The 20,676-nt window shown below is 59.3% G+C and carries 21 protein-coding genes; 14 read left to right on the forward strand and 7 right to left on the reverse strand.

Annotated elements, in window-relative coordinates:
• The first annotated feature begins 312 nt into the window (after positions 1–312).
• Positions 313–876, forward strand: a complete 564-nt coding sequence (locus KSS91_RS22490) for a BRO-N domain-containing protein (RefSeq protein ID WP_225923712.1) — start codon at positions 313–315, stop codon at positions 874–876.
• Between the two features lie 134 nt (positions 877–1,010).
• Here KSS91_RS22490 and KSS91_RS22495 read toward each other — a convergent pair whose 3' ends face one another.
• Both KSS91_RS22495 and KSS91_RS22500 read right to left on the reverse strand, forming a co-directional pair.
• Positions 1,011–2,108, reverse strand: coding sequence for an HNH endonuclease (locus KSS91_RS22495; protein WP_217836159.1), 1,098 nt, complete (start codon positions 2,106–2,108; stop codon positions 1,011–1,013).
• A 342-nt stretch (positions 2,109–2,450) separates the two neighbouring features.
• On the reverse strand, positions 2,451–4,241 hold the full coding sequence (locus tag KSS91_RS22500; protein WP_217836160.1) for a SulP family inorganic anion transporter: 1,791 nt from the start codon (positions 4,239–4,241) through the stop codon (positions 2,451–2,453).
• A 113-nt stretch (positions 4,242–4,354) separates the two neighbouring features.
• Between KSS91_RS22500 and KSS91_RS22505 the strand changes: the two genes are divergently transcribed.
• Both KSS91_RS22505 and KSS91_RS22510 read left to right on the forward strand, forming a co-directional pair.
• Positions 4,355–5,320 carry a hypothetical protein gene (locus KSS91_RS22505; protein ID WP_217836161.1) on the forward strand — a complete coding sequence of 322 codons (966 nt, stop codon included), beginning with the start codon at positions 4,355–4,357 and terminating at the stop codon, positions 5,318–5,320.
• Positions 5,321–5,439: 119 nt separating this feature from the next.
• Positions 5,440–5,757 (forward strand): helix-turn-helix domain-containing protein, encoded by a 318-nt coding sequence (locus KSS91_RS22510; RefSeq protein WP_217836162.1) that lies wholly within the window; start codon positions 5,440–5,442, stop codon positions 5,755–5,757.
• 127 nt (positions 5,758–5,884) lie between these two features.
• Here the strand turns inward: KSS91_RS22510 and KSS91_RS22515 are convergent, their stop codons facing one another.
• Positions 5,885–6,946: an MBL fold metallo-hydrolase gene (locus KSS91_RS22515; RefSeq protein ID WP_217836163.1), complete on the reverse strand. Its 1,062-nt coding sequence runs from the start codon at positions 6,944–6,946 to the stop codon at positions 5,885–5,887.
• 216 nt (positions 6,947–7,162) lie between these two features.
• Between KSS91_RS22515 and KSS91_RS22520 the strand changes: the two genes are divergently transcribed.
• The 3 genes from KSS91_RS22520 to KSS91_RS22530 all read left to right on the forward strand — a co-directional run bounded on the left by KSS91_RS22520 (position 7,163) and on the right by KSS91_RS22530 (position 9,617).
• Entirely contained in the window at positions 7,163–7,771 is a 609-nt protein-coding gene (locus tag KSS91_RS22520; protein ID WP_217836164.1) for a TetR/AcrR family transcriptional regulator, read from the forward strand.
• 157 nt (positions 7,772–7,928) lie between these two features.
• The gene (locus tag KSS91_RS22525; RefSeq protein WP_217838465.1) at positions 7,929–8,996 is read left to right on the forward strand and encodes a diguanylate cyclase; all 1,068 of its coding nucleotides are present in this window, start codon (positions 7,929–7,931) and stop codon (positions 8,994–8,996) included.
• 81 nt (positions 8,997–9,077) lie between these two features.
• Positions 9,078–9,617 (forward strand): DUF1003 domain-containing protein, encoded by a 540-nt coding sequence (locus tag KSS91_RS22530; protein WP_217836165.1) that lies wholly within the window; start codon positions 9,078–9,080, stop codon positions 9,615–9,617.
• Between the two features lie 6 nt (positions 9,618–9,623).
• Here the strand turns inward: KSS91_RS22530 and KSS91_RS22535 are convergent, their stop codons facing one another.
• The gene (locus tag KSS91_RS22535; protein ID WP_217836166.1) at positions 9,624–10,565 is read right to left on the reverse strand and encodes a LysR family transcriptional regulator; all 942 of its coding nucleotides are present in this window, start codon (positions 10,563–10,565) and stop codon (positions 9,624–9,626) included.
• A gap of 15 nt (positions 10,566–10,580) precedes the next feature.
• Between KSS91_RS22535 and KSS91_RS22540 the strand changes: the two genes are divergently transcribed.
• Together KSS91_RS22540 and KSS91_RS22545 are read left to right on the forward strand one after the other, a co-directional pair.
• Positions 10,581–11,288, forward strand: a complete 708-nt coding sequence (locus KSS91_RS22540; protein WP_217836167.1) for a CTP synthase C-terminal region-related (seleno)protein — start codon at positions 10,581–10,583, stop codon at positions 11,286–11,288.
• On the forward strand, positions 11,285–11,608 hold the full coding sequence (locus KSS91_RS22545) for an antibiotic biosynthesis monooxygenase family protein (RefSeq protein WP_217836168.1): 324 nt from the start codon (positions 11,285–11,287) through the stop codon (positions 11,606–11,608). Before KSS91_RS22540 ends, KSS91_RS22545 begins: the two co-directional genes overlap by 4 nt.
• 142 nt (positions 11,609–11,750) lie before the next feature.
• On the opposite strand, the gene KSS91_RS22550 is transcribed toward KSS91_RS22545, so the two are convergent.
• Complete coding sequence (locus KSS91_RS22550; RefSeq protein WP_015096526.1) at positions 11,751–12,077, reverse strand: DUF2025 family protein; 327 nt, start codon at positions 12,075–12,077, stop codon at positions 11,751–11,753.
• Between the two features lie 210 nt (positions 12,078–12,287).
• On the opposite strand from KSS91_RS22550, the gene KSS91_RS22555 reads away from it, so the two are divergent.
• Positions 12,288–13,412, forward strand: a complete 1,125-nt coding sequence (locus KSS91_RS22555) for a glycerophosphodiester phosphodiesterase (RefSeq protein WP_217836169.1) — start codon at positions 12,288–12,290, stop codon at positions 13,410–13,412.
• 209 nt (positions 13,413–13,621) lie between these two features.
• A complete protein-coding gene (locus tag KSS91_RS22560; protein ID WP_015096528.1) occupies positions 13,622–13,927 on the forward strand; it encodes a PepSY domain-containing protein in 306 nt (101 codons plus the stop codon).
• Positions 13,928–13,979: 52 nt separating this feature from the next.
• Here the strand turns inward: KSS91_RS22560 and KSS91_RS22565 are convergent, their stop codons facing one another.
• A complete protein-coding gene (locus KSS91_RS22565) occupies positions 13,980–15,605 on the reverse strand; it encodes a methyl-accepting chemotaxis protein (protein ID WP_217836170.1) in 1,626 nt (541 codons plus the stop codon).
• Between the two features lie 271 nt (positions 15,606–15,876).
• On the opposite strand from KSS91_RS22565, the gene KSS91_RS22570 reads away from it, so the two are divergent.
• The 3 genes from KSS91_RS22570 to KSS91_RS22580 all read left to right on the forward strand — a co-directional run bounded on the left by KSS91_RS22570 (position 15,877) and on the right by KSS91_RS22580 (position 18,696).
• Complete coding sequence (locus KSS91_RS22570) at positions 15,877–16,899, forward strand: transporter (protein WP_217836171.1); 1,023 nt, start codon at positions 15,877–15,879, stop codon at positions 16,897–16,899.
• A 211-nt stretch (positions 16,900–17,110) separates the two neighbouring features.
• Positions 17,111–17,977: a hypothetical protein gene (locus KSS91_RS22575; RefSeq protein WP_217836172.1), complete on the forward strand. Its 867-nt coding sequence runs from the start codon at positions 17,111–17,113 to the stop codon at positions 17,975–17,977.
• Entirely contained in the window at positions 17,974–18,696 is a 723-nt protein-coding gene (locus tag KSS91_RS22580; protein ID WP_217836173.1) for a TylF/MycF/NovP-related O-methyltransferase, read from the forward strand. Before KSS91_RS22575 ends, KSS91_RS22580 begins: the two co-directional genes overlap by 4 nt.
• A 146-nt stretch (positions 18,697–18,842) precedes the next feature.
• On the opposite strand, the gene KSS91_RS22585 is transcribed toward KSS91_RS22580, so the two are convergent.
• Positions 18,843–19,739, reverse strand: a complete 897-nt coding sequence (locus tag KSS91_RS22585) for a LysR family transcriptional regulator (protein ID WP_217836174.1) — start codon at positions 19,737–19,739, stop codon at positions 18,843–18,845.
• Positions 19,740–19,861: 122 nt separating this feature from the next.
• Here KSS91_RS22585 and KSS91_RS22590 point away from each other — a divergent pair, with 122 nt between their 5' ends.
• A complete protein-coding gene (locus tag KSS91_RS22590) occupies positions 19,862–20,620 on the forward strand; it encodes an SDR family NAD(P)-dependent oxidoreductase (protein ID WP_217836175.1) in 759 nt (252 codons plus the stop codon).
• The last annotated feature ends 56 nt before the right edge of the window (positions 20,621–20,676 follow it).

Below are 20,676 nucleotides of genomic sequence, written 5' to 3' on the forward strand. Positions count from 1 at the left end.
TCTGAAAGCCCCGATCTGATCGGGGCTTTTTTGTGGGGTAGGAAAACTCTTAATCGCAATCTCAGTAGTAGTTAAACCTCCTACAGAAAATCCAGCACACTCTGTATTGAGGGTCACTCCAAGCAGCTTTAAACTTTATTGCAAGCGCCTAAGAAACGCCCAACGTAGAAGCGACTTCATCACACAGAATGCATGCTGGCATCCGCCATACATGCGCAATTCTGTGGGTGGGAGGAACCGCTTGTTGGGATTTCTTAGATCCTCTACGTCGGGCTCTGGCCCTTTTTAACTTTATACGTAGAGGTAACGGATATGCCTGCAAATACTTCACACCGATCAGTAATCTCTGATCCTTTCCATCCAATGATCTTTACCCTCCATAACCTACCGCTCCATGCCCTCCTGCTGGAAAATCAACCATGGTTCTGTGCCCGTGACATTGGCCGCTTGATGGGTGTCCATCTGAGTGATCGCATGGTCAGCAAATTGGATAAAGATCAGCGCTGCTTCTTGTGGATTGAGTATTTCCGACAACCACGGAAACAGCTAATGCTCAGCGAGTCCGGTGTGTATGCACTATTGGTGTATCACTATGTTCCCGCAAATCGATTGTTACGCGAATGGCTGACCCATCAGGTTGTGCAGGTCTTACGCGACGCCGTGCAGCCGAATGCTGCGGATCGACCGATGTTGAGTTCGTTGGACTGGCCGGAAATGTCGTTAAATCTGCTGCACTGGCGGGGTGAAAGTTGGATTCGGCTACGAGACATGCCTTACCTGTTAGACGATCAAACGCAGCGGCGGGTGTTGGTATCTAAGCCTTGGTGGCGGAAGGTAGCCCAGGTATTTCAGTCGTCGACGCATTCGAGGAACTAAGGACAGCCTGTAGGAACGAATACGCATTTCCTACAACGAGCACTTCACTAACTGCCCTCATTTCCATAACCAGCAACTCGCAGCCTCTCAATATTTGCAGGCAACAGCCATCACTGCCTCGACACACAGTTCAATCAACCTTCAATTGCTTCCAACCGCTGCTTCAGCTTCTCATTCACCAACGTTCCATGTACTCCAGAATGAATTTCCCGATGGCAACTTGGACACACGGCTCCCACATAGCGCGGGTGATCTAACCCACCATCTGAGAGCCGGTTTACGTGATGCGGCTCTAAGTAGGGGGTACCATCCTTTTTCGTAAAAGGAGCCGGCTTCTCACAGCTCTCACACTCCCCCTTGGCGCGCATCAACACATAGTGCGCAACCCTTCGGCTGCGTTGATAAATCTTACGCGGAGCGGATAGCCCTAAATCATCGCTGCTGGGCTTACATGCAGCCAGCGCAGCCAACCGTGCAGCATCCAGAGACCCGGAAAGGTCAGCCTCATCTTCATCCTGTTCTTCAGCTTCAATTATTTCACCAGGAATACCCACAGGGACTAACCGAAAAACAATTGCCGTCCGATCCTGGCCGCTCACATCCGGCTGGGTCCGCTCAAACATGTCGGCGCAAGAAAACTCACCCATGTAAGCGTTACCTTTACCTTTGCCTAGGGACTTAAACAAGTGAAGCGCTCGGCCATCCACGGCATGCTCAGCAAGTGCTCGGTTGCCACGGATCAATGTCATCGACCCACGTTGTCCTTCACCGGTATAAAAGTAGGCGCCGTCTTCCCAGTGGTCGGCATACCCGTATTGTTCACCGCTATCGCCAGTGAACAGAAAAATCGCAGGGTAGGTAGCGGACGCTGCAATGCCGCTTTGCAGGCTTCCACCGAACGGTCCGTTGATTTCAGTTTTTCGGTCGTAAACAACTCCCGGTCTGAACTGCAAAATAGGCTTGCCCTCCCCGCGCGGTAACTCCACAACAGTGAAACCCCGCTTTTTTAGGTAGCTGTTGGTCGGGTGCCCACCGGAAAATTCGCCTACGGCAATACCAGTTGCCAGAGAGACGATTTTCTTCGCCGGATACAATTCACCACCCGCGTGAACGGCGTAGCGGTGAGCTAGGTTTTTTTCCCAGCCCTGCCACTCGTGCTTACTCCGAAACTTACGATCAAATTCCAGCAACGCTTTGTCTATTCGTTCCTTCGAAACAGATTTGATCACCACGAGTGCTGCCCTTTATCGACGATGGCTGTAGGAAAATTCCTACCTTAACCAAAGTATCAAAAGGTTTCCGTTTGTTATAGGGCGAAAAGCCACTATTTCTAAGCGCTATTGTTCAATACCGGCAGTGGTGGCATGAGCCAGTCAATGTTCGGTTAAAATCGAACAATTGGTTTTGTCTGATGCTCCGCGCTAGCTGGTTTTGGGGCCGCTTCGCAGCCCAACGGGGGCAAGCTCCCTCGCCACAAGGTGGGTGCCTGGCTTGGTTGCTGCGCTGATATTGGGGATCGCGAGCAGGCTCGCTCCCACAGGGAAATAACGGTACACACCGCAGCCATTCCCCACTCAACGCCCAACCTCCCCTCCTTCATCCCCCTCCACATAATCCACCCGATAATTCGCCACATAACTATCCACCGCCGTCCCAATCGTAGGAAAAAACGCCGTCTCCCCCAACCTCGCAAACAACCCAAACCGCTTCAGCTTGTCCTTCACCGGATCCTTCATCTCGGCAAAGCACAACTCGATTCCCGCCGCGTGCAGGGTGTCGTCCAGTTCGGCGAGCATGTCGGCGGAGGTCACGTCGACGCTGGTGACCGGTTCTGCCGCGACCACCAGCCAGCGCACGGGTGTGGGCGATGCCGCGACGGCGTCCAGCACGCGGTCGCTGAATAGTTCGGCGTTGGCGAAGAACAAGGGGGCATCCCAGCGAAACAGGACCAGGCCGGGGGTCAGGTGTGCGTCGGGGTAGCGTTTGATGTCGTGGTAGCCCTTGACCCCGTCGGCGCGGCCCAATACGGCGGAGTACGGGCGCCAGGCGTCCCAGAGGAATTCGATGATCGCGATCACGATGGCCAGGCCGATGCCCTCGATCGCGCCGAACACGGCCACGCCGACGGTGCAGACAATCGAGAGCCAGCATTCCCAGCGCTGAATGCGATAGATCCGGCGCAGGTCCGTGATTTCGATCAGGCCGATGGCCGAGGCGATCACGACCGCCGCCAGGGCGCTGGACGGTAGATGTTGCAGCAGGTCCGGGGCCACCACCAGCAGCAAGGCAACCGCGAGAGCGCCGACGACGCCGGTCATTTGGGTTTTGGCGCCGGCGGCTTCGGCCACGGGCGTGCGTGACGAGCTGCTGCTGATCGGGAAGCCCTGGAAAAAACCGGCCGCCAGGTTGGCGATGCCGAGGCCGACCATTTCCTGGTTCGGGTTGACGTAGGTTCGGGTCCGCGCCGCATAGACACGGGAGAGCACGCTGGTGTCGGCGAACGAGACCAGTGCGACGGCGCACCCGCCGATCACCACCGGGACGATGTCGGCGGTGGTGATCCAGGGGATGGCGAATCCGGGCAAGCCTTGGGGGAGCGAACCGAGGACCGACACACCGGCGCGTGTCGCCAGGTCGAGGACTCCCACGGCGACCGTCGCGCCGACCACGGCGATCAGGATGCCCGGCAGTCGCGGCCATTTTTTGAGCAGCAGGATCACTGCCAGGGTGAGCCCGCCTACCGTGAAGGCGGCCCAGTTGACCTTTCCCTCCATCAGCGCCGAGGCGATGGCCCCTATGTTTCTCAATGGGCCGTCGGACTCAATGGAAAAACCGAACAGCTTGGGCAACTGGCTGATCAATACGGTCAGTGCGATGCCGTTCATGTAGCCGTAGCGGATCGGTTTGGACAGCAGCTCGGTGATAAACCCCAGGCGCGCCATACCGGCCAGGATGCACACCGCTCCCGAGACGATCGCCATCATCCCCGCCAGGGCAACGGCACGCTGCGGGTCGCCGCCGGAGAGTGGAATGATGACGGCCAGGATGACGGCCACCAGGGAGGAGTCCGGCCCCATCACCAGAATCCGGCTGGGGCCGAACAGGGCATAGAACAGCAGCGGAACGATGGTCGCGTAGAGGCCATAAATGCCGGGCACGCCCGATGCCACCGCGTAGGCGATACCGACGGGCACCAGCATCGTGGTCAGCACCAGGCCGGCCACGATGTCGTAACGCAACCACGCCCATTGGTATTCGCGCAGCACGCCCAATCCCGGCAGCCAGCGGCGCCAACCGGTCTGTTCGTCCCGGCGGGCTATGCGGCCCGGTTCCGGGAGAGGGGGCGAAGCATCTGGATGGCTCATGAATCGCCCTCGTTAATGGACAGACTCGGCGATATCGAAGTGATCTCAGTGTAGCTATTGCTTCGAATGCGCCATCACTGGAAGCTGTTCACCTAAAGGACCTGGAAACCGACATGAAATTCGACCTCGCCTACTGCCTCAGCCTCAACGACAAGTTGTCGATCTACGACGTTCGGGATCTGAATTTCGACGAGACGATGGATTTCGACTCCGCCAGGGAACACTTCCAGTGCCCCAACGATGCCTGTCGCCTGGCGTTCGATGCGGCCAATGAGCTGGGCACGTTCAACGCCAAGAATGTGAATTACGTGCGCACGCCGCACTTCAAGAACTTGCCGAGTACGCGGCATGTCGAGGGCTGCCCTTATGTCAGCTTGAAGGCGCCGGCGTCGGGAGTGGAAGAGGCGGAAACGGATGACAGCCGCGAGGAACATTTCCCGTCGGAATTGTTACTGACTCGGCGTGAGTATGTGCGCAAGCCGTCCAGCCCGAAGGTTGTGACGGACGGGGGGCGGGATGAGTCGCCAACACCTTCGGTGCCCCATAACGTCGAGCAACCGGGCAAAGAGTCGGCCCCGGACAAGACCAGCGTCTTCGCCCACCCGGTGGAGTGTTTCGTATCGAACTTCGACGACAAGGATTTGCTCAAGCGCGTGCCGCTGAAGATCGGCGAGCACACCGCGCCTTATGGCTCGTTTTTCAAGAAGATCGAATACCTGCAGGACAACAAGGGGCTGATTTACTGGGGCAAGGTCAAGGAGATCAAGGACTACACCCAGAGCTTTCGCATCGATTTCGAGAAGAAGGTCTGGTTCGAAAAGAGGCCTTACTCGGTCAACGTCTACCTGAGCAAAAAGCTCATCGACAGCTACCGCAAGCGCAAGGCGTTCCTGGAGGAGATCAAGCACGCCATCGAGAGCGGGCGGGAATTGTACTGCTTCTTTTATGGCGTGACGCCAGAGCTGAAGCAGGTGCCGAGCAAGAAAAACCCCGAGCAGACGTTCGGGGTGTTCAGCGCCAACATCGAGAATCTGGATCACTTTATCGTGCGGGAAGCGCCGGGGTTGATGGACAAGTAATTGCAGTGCCGTTCGTCTGCCTGAAAAGACAAATCAAAAAATGCGTTTGATCCAGGCTCAAAACAACTGTACAAAAACACAGTATATTTTGACCAACACTCTCGAGCCCGGAGAACACCATGGCCTCTCAAGCGATGAAAATCACCCTGGAACGTATCGCCCTCTTCCAATTCACCCCGGCCCACTGCGCCCAGGCCCGAGCGATGCTGGGCTGGAGTGTGGAAGAGCTGTCGCGCGAGTCCCGAGTCTCGGTGGAGGCCATTCAACGCTTCGAGGCGCGCCAGGAAGTACTGGATGTCACGCGCCTGGTGCTGGCCTATCGGTTCGAATCGGAAGGGTTGGTGTTCTTCCCCGGGTTTGCACCGGGTCGGGGGATGAATGTGAAAGGGTCGACGCCGAATCCGGTCGGGCGGGCGGATTTTGCGATGGTGGAGTGAGCCAATTCATCGATTGACGATAAATGGCCCCCTGTAGGAGCGAGCCTGCTCGCGATGGACGTTAACGATAACGCGCAAATCCTGGATAAACGCGGTGTCCTTGAGTCCATCGCGAGCAGGCTCGCTCCTACAGGGCGTTCTGCACCACCACTTGCTCACTCTCCCCTTCCACCGCCAGCCACCACGCGCCACCACGCTGCGGATGCATCAGGTTGAACGCCTCTCCCATCTGCGGAGTGGTGATCGATACGTTGCGTTCCCAGGCCAGGGCCAGGATGCGGTCGAAGGGTTCGTACCAGGCGTGCATCGACAGGTCGAAGGTGCCGTTGTGGATCGGCAGTAGCCAGCGGCCCTTGAGGTCGAGGTGGGCTTGCAGGGTTTGTTCGGGTTGCATGTGCACGTGCGGCCAGTCGACGTTGTAGGCGCCGGTTTCCATCAGGGTCAGGTCGAATGGGCCGTACTGTTCGCCGATGCGTTTGAAGCCGTCGAAGTAGCCGCTGTCGCCGCTGAAGAAAATGCGTGTGTCACCGTCGATCATCACCCACGAGGCCCAGAGGGTGCTGTTGCTGTCGAACAGGCCACGGCCGGAGAAGTGTTGCGATGGGGTGGCGATGAACCGGATGCCATCGACTTCCGTGCCTTGCCACCAATCCAGTTGGCGGACTTTGCTGGGGTCGATGCCCCACTTGATCAGGGTGTCGCCTACGCCCAGCGGGGCCAGGAAATGTTTGGTCTTGTCCGCGAGTTTCAACACAGCCGCATGATCCAGGTGGTCGTAGTGGTCGTGGGACAGGATCACCGCTTCGATCGGCGGCAATGCCTCCAGGCTGATCGGTGGCTGGTGGAAGCGCTTGGGGCCGGCCCATTGCACGGGCGAGGCGCGCTCGGCGAAGACCGGGTCGGTGATCCAGAACTTGTCGCGCAGCTTGAGCAGCACCGTGGAGTGGCCCAGGCGATAGACGCTGTGGTTGGGCGCTGCAATCAGCGCGGCTTGCGTCAGGGCTTGCACCGGGACGGGGGCGCTCGGGCGGGTGTTTTGCGGTTTGTGGAACAGCGCGTTCCACAGGATGCCCATGGTTTTGCCAAAGCTTAAAGGTTGAACCGGCGTGAAGTTCTGGTACTGGCCTTGAGCCTGTCGGGACGCTTCAGGTGTGGAGGCGTTGTCCGCCGGGGAGTTTGAATTGGCCATGACTGAATGACTCCAGAAAAACCGCGTTTGACGCGATTCTCCGTTTTGGGACGATAAATGGCCAAGGCACGCACGCATCAGCCGGACTTTCTATTTATTACCGGGCAGGATTAACAAAACATTACACTGCACAGTGTAGTTTCTAGGTTGCATCAAAGTCGATGACAAGTAAACTGCCGAGTGTACTTTCCCTTTTCTTCCTGCCGAAGCGTACTTATGACAGCTCCACAGCGCCTCACCGACCGAAAACGCCAAGCGATCATTCAAGCCGCGATCATCGAGTTCCGTAACAACGGTTTCGAGATCACCAGCATGGACAAGATTGCGGCCACTGCCGGTGTGTCGAAGCGCACTGTGTACAACCACTTTCCCAGCAAGGAAGAGTTGTTCGCCGAGATCCTCAATCAGTTATGGATCCGGGTGACGGCCGAACAGGAAATGGCCTACCGCCCCGACCTGCCGTTGCGCGACCAATTGCGCGTATTGCTGATGGCCAAGCTGCAAATGTTGGGCGATGACAATTTTCTCGATCTGGCCCGGGTGGCGATAGCGGCGACCATTCATTCCCCGGAGCGGGCGCAGGATATGGTGGCGCGAATGGGCGAACGCGAAGAGGGGCTGACGGTGTGGATTCGTGCCGCTCAGGCGGATGGCCGATTGAAAGCCGTGGCTCCCGAGTTCGCCGCGCAACAGATTCATGGCCTGCTCAAGTCTTTTGCATTCTGGCCGCAGATTTCCATGGGCCAACCCGGCTTGTCAGCCGTGGAGCAAAACACGGTGGCGGATTCCGCGCTGGACATGTTCCTGGGCTATTACCAGCTCTAGTTCAGCCGTTTGCAGCACTTTTCGACATTAAATGGCTTCGAAGGACACTGATTATTCCGGCTGGAATAAATGACAATGTGCGCAGCTTTTACCGATGAACGGTAATACTGAACCCCATGCGGTAAAGTGTTTCAGAATGAATCTGGCGCAGGAAATCATGGATAAACAACACGGCAAGGGTTTGTCATTTGCCAGACGCATCTACATGCCTCGAACCATTGGCTTGGGCATCGGCAGTTTCAGTGTGGCCGCTGCCCTGTATCCGTTGCACTTGCCGGTGTGGGTATGGGTTTTGTTGGCGCTCAATGGTTTTGTCTGGCCGCATCTCGCTTATCAACTGTCGAGCCGCTCGGCCTTTCCCTACAAGGCCGAACGCCGCAATCTGCTTTACGATTCGTTGTGCGGTGGTTTTTGGGTCGCGACGTTCCAGTTCAATCCGCTTTGCACCGTGACCATTCTGGCGATGATGGCGATGAATAATGTCGCCGCCGGCGGCCAACGGATGTTTCTGTTGGGCAGTCTGAGCCAAGCGGCGGGCGTGCTGATTGCCTGGTCGCTGTTCGGCGCGGCATTCACCCTGTCGACCACGCAATTGCAGGTGTGGGCCTGCTTGCCGATGCTGTCGCTCTACCCCTTGGCGCTGGGCATGGTCTGCTACCGGTTGGCGATCAAGCTTTCAGAACATAAACGTACCCTGAGCGCCCTGAGCCGCACCGACAGCTTGACCGGATTGCTCAACCACGGTGCCTGGAAGGACTTGCTGCAACTGAAGTTTCGCGAGTGCAGCAAGCGTCATGAGCAGGCCGTCATCGCACTGATCGACATCGACCATTTCAAGGCCATCAATGACACCTACGGTCATCTCATCGGTGACTCGGTGCTGCGCCAGTTGAGCGTCGAGCTCAAATGCAACCTGCGCGAAAGCGACCTGGCCGGTCGCTATGGCGGTGATGAATTTTGCGTGATTCTGCCCAACATGCCACTGAATCAGGCCATGGAAGTGATGGAACGTTTGCGCAGCGTGCTGCAAGACTATCGGCATGGGGAAGTGCCCGGACTGCGAGTCAGCCTGAGTATCGGTCTGGCTGCCTACCAACCGTCGTTTGCCGATGCAACGGCCTGGCTCGATGACGCGGACAAAGCCCTGTACACCGCGAAAAACACCGGACGCAACAAGGTCAGTGTCAACACAAACAACACCAGCCTGGAAACGTCGAACGCATGATGCGATAGCTTGGCGATTACGCTGCTCGAATGACGCCAGGGCTATAGTGAGCCTCAGTCCCAGCGCCAGGCAGAGAGCACCATGAACACCACGCCAACAGACAACGCCACCGCCGCCCCCGTCGATCACCTGCGTTTCCATCGCCATCACGCCCATCTGGCGCCGACCTTTGGCAATGACAAGTTTGCCCTGCGCGCCGAAGCCTTTGCGCGGTTCTTCGGTACCCCGACCTTTCTCGGCGCCCAAACGCTGATCGTGGTGATCTGGGTGTGCCTCAACCTGTTCGGTGTCACCCACTTCGATGCGTACCCGTTCATCCTGCTCAACCTGGCGTTCAGCCTGCAATCGGCCTATGCCGCGCCACTGATCCTATTGGCCCAGACGCGCCAGGCCGCGCGGGACAAGGCCCAATCCGATGCCGATGCGCAGCACCGCGAAGCGCTGGCGACCGCCAACAGTGAGCGGCAGGCAGAAGCCGCGAAAAACTCCGCGCAACTGCTGGAGCTGCTCGAGCAGAACACCCGCCTCACGGAGATGACCAAGGCCCTCACCGAGCGCATCGAAAACCTGACGTCGCAAATGCATCAACACTTCGTGCGCAAGGATGAACCACAGGCCTGAACGGTTTCACAGCAGTTTCAGCGCACGCCCCAGCTCATCGAACAAGGTGACCACCGAGCGCAAGGCGCGGCAGTCGGGACGGGTCAGCAGCCACAGCGCGGTGTCGTATCCGTGCAATGGCTCGCCCAGCGGCCGTAATCCCTCGCCGATCAAGAAGTCCGGCAACGCCGCGACACCCAGCCCCGCCCTGACCAGCTCGGTAACCGACAGCATGCTGTTGCAACGGTAACCCGGCGTTACGCCCGGCAAGGCCTGGCGACGCCAGGTAACGGTCGGGTGATCCGGCAGGAAGTCATCCGGGGCGATCCAGGTCAATGAGGCCAGGTCTGTGGTGTTGACCGATTGCAGGTATCGCTCGCTGGCGCACACGCGGTAGGTAATATCCGCCAGTCGCCGTCCTACCAGGTGCTCCGGTGGCGTGCGGGTCAGGCGCAGGGCGATATCGGCATCCCGGCGGCTGAGGTTGGCAAAATCATTGGACGTGCTGAGCTCGAGCGTCAGGGCCGGATAGTTCGGCATGAACTGCGCCAGCGCCGGCAACAGCAAACCTTGCAGGACCGAATCGGTACAGGTCAGGCGCACGATGCCGCTGATCACTTCACCGCCCTGCTCCACACCGATGCGCGCCGCCTCCAGCGCCTGTTCAGCGCGCTCGGCCTGCTCGGCCAGTGACTGCGCCAGGGTGGTGGGCAGGTAACCGGCGCGGCTTTTTTCGAACAATTGCTGACCCAACGCAGCCTCCAGCCGGCGCACCGCTCGAAACACCGTCGAGACGTCCACCTTCAACAGCTGTGCGGCGCGGGCCAGAGAGCCGCCGCGTACCAATGCGAGGATCAGGGCCAGGTCCGGGTAGTCCAGTCGATAGTGCGTGGCTGCATTGATCACTTGGGAAAACGCCAATATTGAGTGCGTGAACGCCAATCTATAGTGGGCCTCAGGAATCAACAAGTGCAGAGGCCCCTCATGGAAAACCGTACGATTCGCATCGCTCTGATCGGCGACTACGACCCGCAAGTCACCGCCCACCAGGCCATTCCCGTAGCCCTTGAAATGGCCGCTGAACACAGCGGCCTGAAGGTGCAATGGCAATGGTTGGCCACCGATGAAATCCACAGCGAGACACCGCTGCACCCATTCGATGGTTTTTGGTGTGTGCCGGCCAGCCCGTATCGCAACATGGACGGTGCATTGCTGGCGATCCGTTTTGCCCGCGAACAACGGCGACCTTTCCTCGGCACCTGCGGCGGTTTTCAACACGCGGTGCTGGAATATGCGCGCAATGTGCTGGGCTGGTCGGATGCCGAACACGGCGAGACGGCGCCCGATGCAGCACGGGCGCTGCTGACGCCACTGTCGTGTGCGCTGGTCGAGGCCGTCGATTCCATACATCTGGCTGAAGGCTCATTGATCGCACAGGCGTACGAAAGCGCCGAGATTCGTGAAGGCTATCGCTGTCGCTATGGGGTGAATCCGCAGTTCGAAGGAGAGCTGCTCAAGCGCGAGCTGCACGCCGTCGGCCACGATTCACAACAGGGACTGCGCGCGGTCGAACTCAGCGGCCATCCGTTCTTTGTCGCGACCTTGTTTCAGCCCGAGCGGGCGGCACTCGGGGGCGTCTTGCCGCCGCTGGTTGGCGCCTTTGTCAAAGCCTGTGCGGGGCGCTCGTCATGAGCGCCAATACCCCAACGGCGCCTTATTACGCGGTGATCTTCACTTCGCTGCGCACCGGGGACGATCAGGGTTATGCCGAAGCGGCCGCAAGGATGCTGGAACTGGCCCGTGAACAGCCGGGGTTTCTTGGTGTGGAGTCGGCGCGGGGTGAGGATGGGCTTGGAATTACGGTGTCGTACTGGGCCAGCGAGGCGGCGATTCTGGCGTGGAAGCAGCATCCAGAGCATACGGCGATTCGCGAGCGTGGGCGTTCGACCTGGTATGCGCGGTGTCATACGCGGGTGTGTCGGGTTGAGCGGGCCTACGGGTTCAGTCTGTAAATGATGCGGTGTTTTTGAGGCCGTTTTCGCGGGCAAGCCCGCTCCCACAGGGGACGCGGGTGTACACAAGATATGTTCCCAACGCAAAAACCTGTGGGAGCGGGCTTGCCCGCGAAGAGGCCAGAACAGTCACCACAAAAACTCAACCCCGAACCAGACTGCGAACCGCCGATATCTCCGGCACTTCCCCCCGGTTCATGTACACCCGCAATGGCTCGGTGATGTTGATCCGGTCATCGATGTTCTGGTCCAGCAACAACTGGATCAATTCGCGCTTGAGCGTCATCGCCTGCCCGGGCCCAGCCCCCCAGACGAATTCGCTGGTCGGGATGATGCCGTCATCCGCCACGTCCATGCCGAACGAGTCTTCGCTGAAGCGCACGAGGTAATGGCCGGTCTTACGGTTGAGGCCGACGAAGCCTTTGAGTTGGTCGGCCGCCTGGCAGATCAGTTGGGAAGTGATGCGCATGGTAAACCCCGCAATGGTGATCGTTGGTTTACACGCAGGGCCTGCGTTTCCCTCTGCCGGGGAAATTGCAAGGTCCAGCGTACTGCAAACGGGCGCACAAAAGTGCTGACGAAAATCAGCTTCAGGCAGATTTATGTCGGTCTCGTGATAGCGCCTGCAAAGATGAGTTGCTAAAAGGGAGCGCTCACTCATTGCGAAAGGATCTCGACCATGCCCGCCACCTTTACTAAAAACGCCCTGTTGTTGAGCCTGCTGCTAGGCCTCGGCCAGGCACAGGCCGCCAGCGAACCTGGTCCCACGGAACTGGCGACCCGTTTGGGCATTCCGCACCCGGCGGTGATCGCCCACCGTGGCGCGTCTTTCGATGCGCCGGAATCCACCGCTGCGGCCTACAAGACGGCCCGCGACCTGGGCGCCGATTACCTGGAAATGGATCTGCAGCGCAGCAAGGACGGCGTGCTGTTTGTACTGCACGACAACAACCTGCAACGCACGACCGACGTCGCCAGCAAATTCCCCGAGCGCAAGGACAGCCCAGCCAATGCATTCACCATGGCCGAACTGAAAACCCTGGATGCGGGCAGCTGGTTCAATGCCGCCTACCCGGATCGCGCGCGCCCTGCCTTCGCCGGCCTGAAGATTCTGACCCTTGATGAAATCATCGACATCGCCGAGGGCAACGCCCTGCACAAGCCCGGGCTGTACATCGAAACCAAGGAACCCAAGCAGTTTCCCGGCATCGAACACGACCTCAAGGAAAAACTCCAGGCCCGTGGCTGGCTGAACCCCAGCGAATCGAAACCGGCCAACAGCACGCTGGCGGTTGGCCAGGGCAACGGCAAGGTGGTTCTGCAGACCTTCGAGAAGAGCAGTCTCGAACTGCTGCAAAAGGAAATGCCGAAGGTGCCGAAGATCCTGCTGTTGTGGGTCGGTGAAGGCAGCATCGAGCCCAAGTCCAGGGTGACCTTTGCCGAGTCCGGCGCCAAGGACAAGGCCGCTTACTACGCCGCACAACAACCGAAGGACAAAGCCGAATTCCAGCGTTGGGTCGACTACGCCAAGGCCCAGGGCACCATCGGCACCGGCCCGTCCGCCGCACTGACCCAGGGCGGCGACCAGAGTTACTCGGACCTGGTGCAACCCTGGATGAACCAGTACACCCACGATCAGGGCCTGCTGGTGCACGTCTACACCATCGACGATGCAGTGGACTACCAGAAAGTCATGGACGCCGGCGTCGACGGCATTTTCACCAACCGCGCCAGTGAGTTGTTGAAGTTCTATAAACGTCCGGCGGCGAGTGTGGCGCAGGTACTACAGAACAACGGCTACTGATCCGCAATCACGCAAAACCCTTCGGGAGCGTGGCTTGCCCGCGAAGAGGCCATCAGCTTCAACATCAACGCTGACTGACACTCCGCTATCGCGGGCAAGCCACGATCCCACAGGGATTGATGCAGGACATGATGGAGGTTTTAAGGGTGGCTTAAGTTACAAAAGCTAACCTGATCTCACTTAAACAGATCACCCAAGGAAAGAAGCCCATGAAGACTCTGACTGCTTTGTTTACCGCTGCAACCCTGACCCTCACTGCCGGTCTGGCCCAGGCCGACGTGCGCGTGGATCAGATCCCGCAACTGGTCAAGGACGGCAAGATCAAGCCCCTGGAAGATCTGAACAAGATCGCTCTGGATCTGCACCCGGGCGCCACGATCACCAAAACCGAGCTGGATAACCATTTCAACGGTTACGAGTATGAGATCGAGTTGCGCGACGCCAAGAACGTCGAGTGGGATGTGGACATCGATGCCTCTAACGGCAAGGTCCTGGAAAACAAGCAAGACAAGTAATCACAACCCACACAAAAGCCGCACGCTCTGACGATCGTGCGGCTTTTTGCGTTTAAGCGCTCAGGCGCGCCGTCACCTCGTTCAACTGCCCCGACAAGCCGTGCAGGTTGTTGCTCGCCGCTTCGGTGCGCTGCACGTTGTCAAGGTTAGTGCTGGCGATGCTGGTGATCTCGGTGAGGTTGCGCGAGATGTCTTCGGCCACCGACGTCTGTTCTTCGGCTGCGGTGGCGATCTGCCGGTTCATGTCGCGGATGGCTTCCACGGCCAGGGTGATGCGTTCGAGCATGGCGCCGGCCTCGGTCACCTGCTGCACGCTTTCTTCGCTGCGCGACTGACCGCTTTCAATCGCCTGGGCTGCTTCGATAGCACCGGTCTGCACGGTTTGAATGATCTGGTTGATCTCGATGATCGACGCAGCCGTGCGCTGGGCCAGGCTGCGGACTTCATCGGCCACCACGGCAAAACCGCGCCCGGCCTCACCGGCGCGGGCCGCCTCGATGGCCGCGTTGAGCGCCAGCAGGTTGGTCTGTTCGGCGATGCCGCGAATCACTTCCAGGACCTTGCCGATGCGCCCGCTGTCGGTTTCCAGTTGGCGGATGACCGTGGCGGTGTTGGCGATTTCGCCACGCATTTGGGTGATGGTGTGGATGGTGCACTGCATGACTTTTTCGCCCTGCTGGGCGGACTGGTCGGCATCGTCGGCGGCCCGCGCCGCTTGCGCGGCATGACGCGCCACTTCCTGCGCCGTGGCGGACATTTCGTTCATCGCCGTGGCCACCTGATCGGTGCGGTTGAACTGCTCGTTGGTGCCGCCGGCCATCACGGTGGCGATCGAGTTCAACTCACCGCTGGCGCTGTCCAGGTCCGACGCGCTGCGCTGCAAACGGCTGAAGGTTTCGGCGAGGAAATCGCGCAGGGTGTTGGCGGCGATCGCCAGTTTGCCCAACTCATCCTGACGGGTGCTGGCCACGCGCTCGGCAAGACGACCCTGGCTGAGTTGCGCCACGTATTCGATCAGTTTGCGGATCGGTTCGACCAGGTTGCGGTTGACCAGCCAGAGGCTCAGCAGGCCGATCAACAACCCCGAAACCAGCATCACGACAAGCCCCAGCAGCACCGTGCGATCGGCGGCGGCGCTGATCAAGGTCGACTGTTCGGCGCCTTGCTTGCGCAACTCGCTGACCAGTGCGCTCATCTGATCGCTGGTCGCACGATCTACGCCTTTGACCGCGGTATCGCCCACCGTCGGATCACCACCGGCGGCCACGAACGCGTCCCGCCCCTTCTGATACGCCGCGCCCAACTGGCGATGTTCGTCACGCAAGCGCTCGATGCGGCTCTTGAGTGACGGCTCGATGCCCTTCTGCGCGGCCAGTTCGCCGAGGATGTTTTGCACATCACGCTGACGGTCTTCGAATTGCCCCCAGTACTTGCTCAGGTCCGCCGGTTGCTTGCCGCGCAACAGGACGTTTTTCCACTCTTGCACCTGCACCTTGAATTGCAGGTTGGCTTCATCGATCAATTGCGAGGTATGCAGCGGGCCCTCGATCAGATTGGCGTAACTCTGCACGCCACTGGACAAGAAGTGAAAGCACGCCAGGGCGATCAACAGCATCGCCAGCAGGCTGCCACTCAGCAGGGCGAGAATTTGTGCTCTCAAGGACTTTTGCAAAAGCATCGATGGGTACTCATGACAGGAATGAGGCACGCCCAAAAAAGGCGTGAAAGGTGTCCGGACATCCCTGTCTGCGGTCTCGGCCGAGGCCTGCGGCGCGCAACTTAACCCAAGCGTGATCGGCGTGCCAGAGCGATTCTTTAGAAAAAACCGACCACCGGTAGAGCATTCGTTTGCGTTATTTTCCCGTCACAAAAACGTCATCCAGGCTTGCGATGATGCCGCTCAAGTGAACCTGTAAAACACGCGACAGGCGCCTCCCTTGCGAGTCCTAATGAACCACAGCATCGATCACAGTCATCGCGATACGGATCTGTTCGGCCTGCTTTACGGTTTCAGTTTTCGCCCCGGTGAGGCCGGTCGGGAAATCAACTCCGCCCAAGCCTTGCAGTACCTGCAACAACCGCAAAGCGACGAACAGTTTCTCTGGCTGCACCTGAACCTCGCGCACGCCGCGTGCGAGCGCTGGATGAAAAGCCATCTGCAATTGCCCGAGGAATTTTTCGAGGCGCTGCACGAAGGTTCGCGCTCGACGCGCATCGAGCATGTCGACTCCGCGTTGCTGGCGGTGGTCAACGACGTGGTGTTCAACCTCAGCAACATGGTCTCCTCGGATGTCTCGACCTTGTGGGTGTGCGCCCGCAGCCGGCTGATCATCAGCGCCCGTCTGCAGCCGCTGCACTCGGTGGACAAGTTGCGCTCGTCGGTGAAGGCCCGGGAATGCTTTCGCTCCCCGCTGGAGCTGCTGGTGCATCTGCTGCGCGACCAGGGTGAAGTGCTGACCCAGATCGTGCGCAAGACCAGCCAGAGCGTGGACCAGATCGAAGACGAGTTGCTCTCCTCGCGCCTGTCGACCAACCGCGCCGAGCTGGGCGCCAATCGCCGGGTGCTGGTGCGCTTGCAACGGCTGCTGGCGCTGGAGCCAGGCTCATTGCTGCGCCTGCTCAACCGGCCGCCGCAATGGCTGCAAAAGGAAGACGTGAAGGAGCTGCGCAAATCCACCGAGGAGTTTGCGCTGATCATCAACGACCTCACGGCGCTGGGTGAGCGGATCAAGCTGTTGCAGGAAGAGATCGCCGCCAACATCAACGAACAGACCAACCGCACGCTGTTCACCCTGACAGTGGTGACGGTGCTGGCGCTGCCGATCAACATCATCGCCGGTTTCTTCGGCATGAACGTCGGCGGCATTCCGCTGGCCGATGACCCGCAAGGATTCTGGATCCTGGTGGCACTGGTCGCGACCTTTACCGTGATTGCCGGACGCTGGGCGTTTCGCAAGCAGCAGGATTATTAGGATCAAAAGATCGCAGCCTGCGGCAGCTCCTACAGGGCGCACAACCTCATCCCGGCCAGTGTCTGAGCCGGGATTTCTTTGTGTGGCAAACGCATTTCATCGCAAATTCAGGGGTTTGCGCTGTTATTGATCCGTCACCCGTCAGATTGCACTTCAGTTTGCTAACGTGTGGCCGACTCTTAAGAGACTCGATGTATTCAGGAGTGGAATCGTGAATCTGTACATCAATCAGCTTCAACACAAAGCTGACTTCAAAGAAGCCATCTACGCCGGCGATATCTTCCTGAACACTCAGCTGCGCGCCGCCAAAGAGCTGTGTGCGTTCGCCCAGGAAAGCATCACGGCCGCCTTCGATGGCGAAACCAACCACCAGGCGCTGCACACGCTGATGCCGGTGCAAGAGTTCGTGGTGCTGGTGACTCGCCTCAAGGGGCAGTTCACCAACAGCCTGCGGGCCAAGGAGCTGATCCGCAGTTTCACCGACGAAATCGGTGCCACTCCCGAGGAATTCATATTCGACGTACCGCGCATCCGTGTCGTGCCCAACTACGACTACCTGCACGCCGGCGTCAGCTATGCCTACAAGCCTCATCGCGATACCTGGTACGGCGGAGTCGACTGCCAGATCAATACCTGGATGCCGGTCTACACGATCCAGCCTGACCAGACCATGATGATCAACCCGGCCTACTTCGACGCCCCGGTGCAAAACACCTCGGCGCAGTGGAGCCTGGCCGACTGGATTGGCGTACAACGCCAACGCGCCCAGGACAACATCAAGGAAGAGGCGCGCCAACACCCGGTGCCCACCGAAGCCATCAACACGGCCTCCGAACTGCGCGTCGCCGGCAACACGGGTGAGATGTTGGTGTTTTCAGGCTCGCACCTGCACGGCACCGTGCCCAATTACACGCAACAGACCCGCTTCAGCGTGGACTTTCGCCTGATGCACCTCGACGACATCAGGCACAAGCGCGGCGCGATTAACGTCGACAGCGCCTGCCCGGATGTCGGCGCCGGTTTCAAAGACTACTTCCACGTCCACGACTTTTCGAATTTCCGAGGAATCCCGCAATGACCAAGCGTCGCATCACGCCCGCCGAGGCCCAGTACAACGAAACCCGTACCAACGTCCTGAAACGGGTCGATGCCGAATACGTGGCCGAGGCTCCGTTCGTCTTCGCCAACCGCATTGGCGTAACCGCCGCGCTGTCGCGCATGGAACTGTTCAAGAAGGTCGCCGAAGTACCGGGCGCGATCATTGAATGCGGCGTGTACAAGGGCAACTCGTTGATGCTCTACATGCACCTGTCGATGATTCTCGAGCCCTACGCGATCAACCGTTCGATCGTGGGCTTCGACACCTTTGAAGGCTTCCAGAGCATCGACAAGAAAGAAGACCCGGCCGACGTCAACGAGACCATGTTCGCCGACACCGACCAGTCGCTGATCCAGGACATGATCGACGCCAACGACCTGTTGCGCCCGGTCAATCGAATCCCGCGTTGCGAGCTGGTCAAGGGCGACATCGTCAAGACCGTACCGGAGTGGGTCAAGACCCGCCCGGACCTGGTCGTGGCCATGCTGATCCTCGACACCGACCTGTACGAGTCGACCAAAGTCGCGCTGGAAACCTTCCTGCCGTACATGCCCAAAGGCGCGATCGTGGTGCTCGACGAAGTCGCCTACCGCAACTTCCCGGGCGAAACCAAGGCCCTGCGTGAAGTGCTCGACCTGAACAAGATCGAACTCAAGCGCCTGCCGTTCGATTCGTGCGTGGGTTACTTCCACGTCTGATCGAAAGACCTGGAAACTGGTGCAAAAACCTGTGGGAGCGGGCTTGCTCGCGAAAGCGGTGTGTCAAACAGCAATGATGTTGACTGCCACGCCGCCTTCGTCGGAACGCCGCCCGGAGCAAGCCCGCTCCCACAAATGGGCCAGTTTCAGACTTCTGAGCGGATCACTTCCCCCAGCCAGTCCATGAACACCCTCACCCGCAACGGCAAATGCCGCTGCCGGGCATAGAGCAGCGACGCCTCCATGGACGGCGCATTGAACGGCGACAACACCTCGACCAGTTCACCGCTTTGCAGGTATTGCTGCATGCCCATTCGCGGCGCCTGAATCAGGCCGAAACCACCCAGGCAGGCGGCCTCATAGGCATCGGTGCTGTTGACCGTGACACTGCCGGCCATCGGCAGTCGCTGCACCTGCCCCTTGTCGACGTACACAAAGCCTTCCGAACGCGCGCCCAGCACACCGACGTAATGCACCAGCCGATGCCGTGCCAGATCCTCCAGCCGCTCGGGCACGCCATAGCGCTGCAGATACGCAGGGCTGGCGCAATTGACCATACTGAAGTCACACAGATGTCGCGCCACCACCGATTGGTCCGGCTGGGCGCCGATGCGCAGCACGCAATCGAAACCTTCGGCGAGCAGATCGACCCGGCGGTCGGTGCTGCTGATTTCCAGCTCAAGCAGCGGGTGCTGTGCCATGAACGCCGGCAGGCGCGGCATGACCACGCGACGGGCGAGAATGTTCGGCAGGTCGATGCGAATGCGCCCCACCAGCGACGCCTCGTCCTGGCGAAACAAGCCCTCGATCTCGTCCATGTGTGACAGCAGGTCCTTGCTGCGCTCATACAACACCAGGCCATCCTGGGTCGCCTGGACCTTGCGCGTGGTGCGTTGCAACAGCCGGGTGCCGAGCAATGCCTCCAGCGCCTGCACATGCTCGGACACCGTTGATCGAGGCAGCCCGAGGCTTTCGCCGGCCTGGGTGAAACTCGACATCTCGCTGACACGGACAAAGGTGCGCAACAGTTCCAGTTTGTTCATCAGCCTGCTCTTTAATTGTTCGGCTTATCCGACCAGTGATTCCGGTTTCGCTCTGTTTATCACCCCTGTGCGGATAAATAAACTTCCTCACATCAACCGCCCACTGCACTTGAGGAAGTCCCATGAACCGTAAAATCGCACTGATCACCGGCGCCAGCCGCGGCCTCGGCAAAAACGCAGCCCTGCATCTGGTCGCCCAAGGCATCGACATCATCGGCACCTACAACAGTCGCGCCGATGAGGCCCAGGCACTGGTGGCCGAGATCGAAAGCCTGGGCGGTCGCGCCGTCATGCTGCAACTGGACGTTGCCCGGAGTGAAAGCTTCAGCGCCTTCGCCAGCGAAGTCGCGAAGGTCCTGCACAGCCACTTCGAGCGCGAGCGTTTCGATTTTCTGGTGAACAACGCCGGGATCGGCCTGCACGCCAACTTCGTCGACACCACCGTCGAACAGTTCGACCAGTTGGTGAACATCCAATTCAAGGGGCCGTTTTTCCTCACGCAGAGCTTGTTGCCATTGCTCAATGACGGCGGGCGCATCATCAACATTTCCAGTGGCCTGACCCGTTTCAGCCTGCCGGGCCACAGCGCCTACGCGGCGATGAAAGGCGCGATGGAAGTGTTGACCCGCTACCAGGCCAAGGAACTCGGGGCGCGCAACATCGCGGTGAATATCCTCGCACCCGGCGCGATTGAAACCGATTTCGGCGGTGGCGCCGTGCGCGACAACCCCGGGTTGAACACCCTGGTGGCGAACAACACCGCCTTGGGTCGCGCCGGTTTGCCGGATGACATCGGCGCTGCGATTGCGCTGCTGCTGGCGCCGGGCAGCCAGTGGATCAATGGCCAGCGCATCGAGGCGTCGGGGGGGATGTTTTTGTAAGATCAAAAGATCGCAGCCTGCGGCAGCTCCTACATCGATTGGGTGTAGGAGCTGCC

The sequence above is a fragment of the Pseudomonas azerbaijanorientalis genome, from assembly GCF_019139795.1.
GTDB classification, from domain to species: Bacteria; Pseudomonadota; Gammaproteobacteria; order Pseudomonadales; family Pseudomonadaceae; genus Aquipseudomonas; species Aquipseudomonas laurylsulfatiphila.

Bases quoted from the DNA above. Each gene is read 5' to 3' on its own strand.
- KSS91_RS22590 (WP_217836175.1), top strand. From the start codon at position 19,862: ATGAACCGTAAAATCGCACTGATCACCGGCGCCAGCCGCGGCCTCGGC.
- KSS91_RS22520 (WP_217836164.1), top strand. From the start codon at position 7,163: ATGACAGCTCCACAGCGCCTCACCGACCGAAAACGCCAAGCGATCATT.
- KSS91_RS22580 (WP_217836173.1), top strand. From the start codon at position 17,974: ATGACCAAGCGTCGCATCACGCCCGCCGAGGCCCAGTACAACGAAACC.
- KSS91_RS22490 (WP_225923712.1), top strand. From the start codon at position 313: ATGCCTGCAAATACTTCACACCGATCAGTAATCTCTGATCCTTTCCAT.
- KSS91_RS22560 (WP_015096528.1), top strand. From the start codon at position 13,622: ATGAAGACTCTGACTGCTTTGTTTACCGCTGCAACCCTGACCCTCACT.
- KSS91_RS22505 (WP_217836161.1), top strand. From the start codon at position 4,355: ATGAAATTCGACCTCGCCTACTGCCTCAGCCTCAACGACAAGTTGTCG.
- KSS91_RS22500 (WP_217836160.1), bottom strand. From the start codon at position 4,241: ATGAGCCATCCAGATGCTTCGCCCCCTCTCCCGGAACCGGGCCGCATA.
- KSS91_RS22530 (WP_217836165.1), top strand. From the start codon at position 9,078: ATGAACACCACGCCAACAGACAACGCCACCGCCGCCCCCGTCGATCAC.
- KSS91_RS22545 (WP_217836168.1), top strand. From the start codon at position 11,285: ATGAGCGCCAATACCCCAACGGCGCCTTATTACGCGGTGATCTTCACT.
- KSS91_RS22550 (WP_015096526.1), bottom strand. From the start codon at position 12,077: ATGCGCATCACTTCCCAACTGATCTGCCAGGCGGCCGACCAACTCAAA.
- KSS91_RS22555 (WP_217836169.1), top strand. From the start codon at position 12,288: ATGCCCGCCACCTTTACTAAAAACGCCCTGTTGTTGAGCCTGCTGCTA.
- KSS91_RS22585 (WP_217836174.1), bottom strand. From the start codon at position 19,739: ATGAACAAACTGGAACTGTTGCGCACCTTTGTCCGTGTCAGCGAGATG.
- KSS91_RS22525 (WP_217838465.1), top strand. From the start codon at position 7,929: ATGGATAAACAACACGGCAAGGGTTTGTCATTTGCCAGACGCATCTAC.
- KSS91_RS22565 (WP_217836170.1), bottom strand. From the start codon at position 15,605: ATGCTTTTGCAAAAGTCCTTGAGAGCACAAATTCTCGCCCTGCTGAGT.
- KSS91_RS22570 (WP_217836171.1), top strand. From the start codon at position 15,877: ATGAACCACAGCATCGATCACAGTCATCGCGATACGGATCTGTTCGGC.
- KSS91_RS22540 (WP_217836167.1), top strand. From the start codon at position 10,581: ATGGAAAACCGTACGATTCGCATCGCTCTGATCGGCGACTACGACCCG.
- KSS91_RS22515 (WP_217836163.1), bottom strand. From the start codon at position 6,946: ATGGCCAATTCAAACTCCCCGGCGGACAACGCCTCCACACCTGAAGCG.
- KSS91_RS22510 (WP_217836162.1), top strand. From the start codon at position 5,440: ATGGCCTCTCAAGCGATGAAAATCACCCTGGAACGTATCGCCCTCTTC.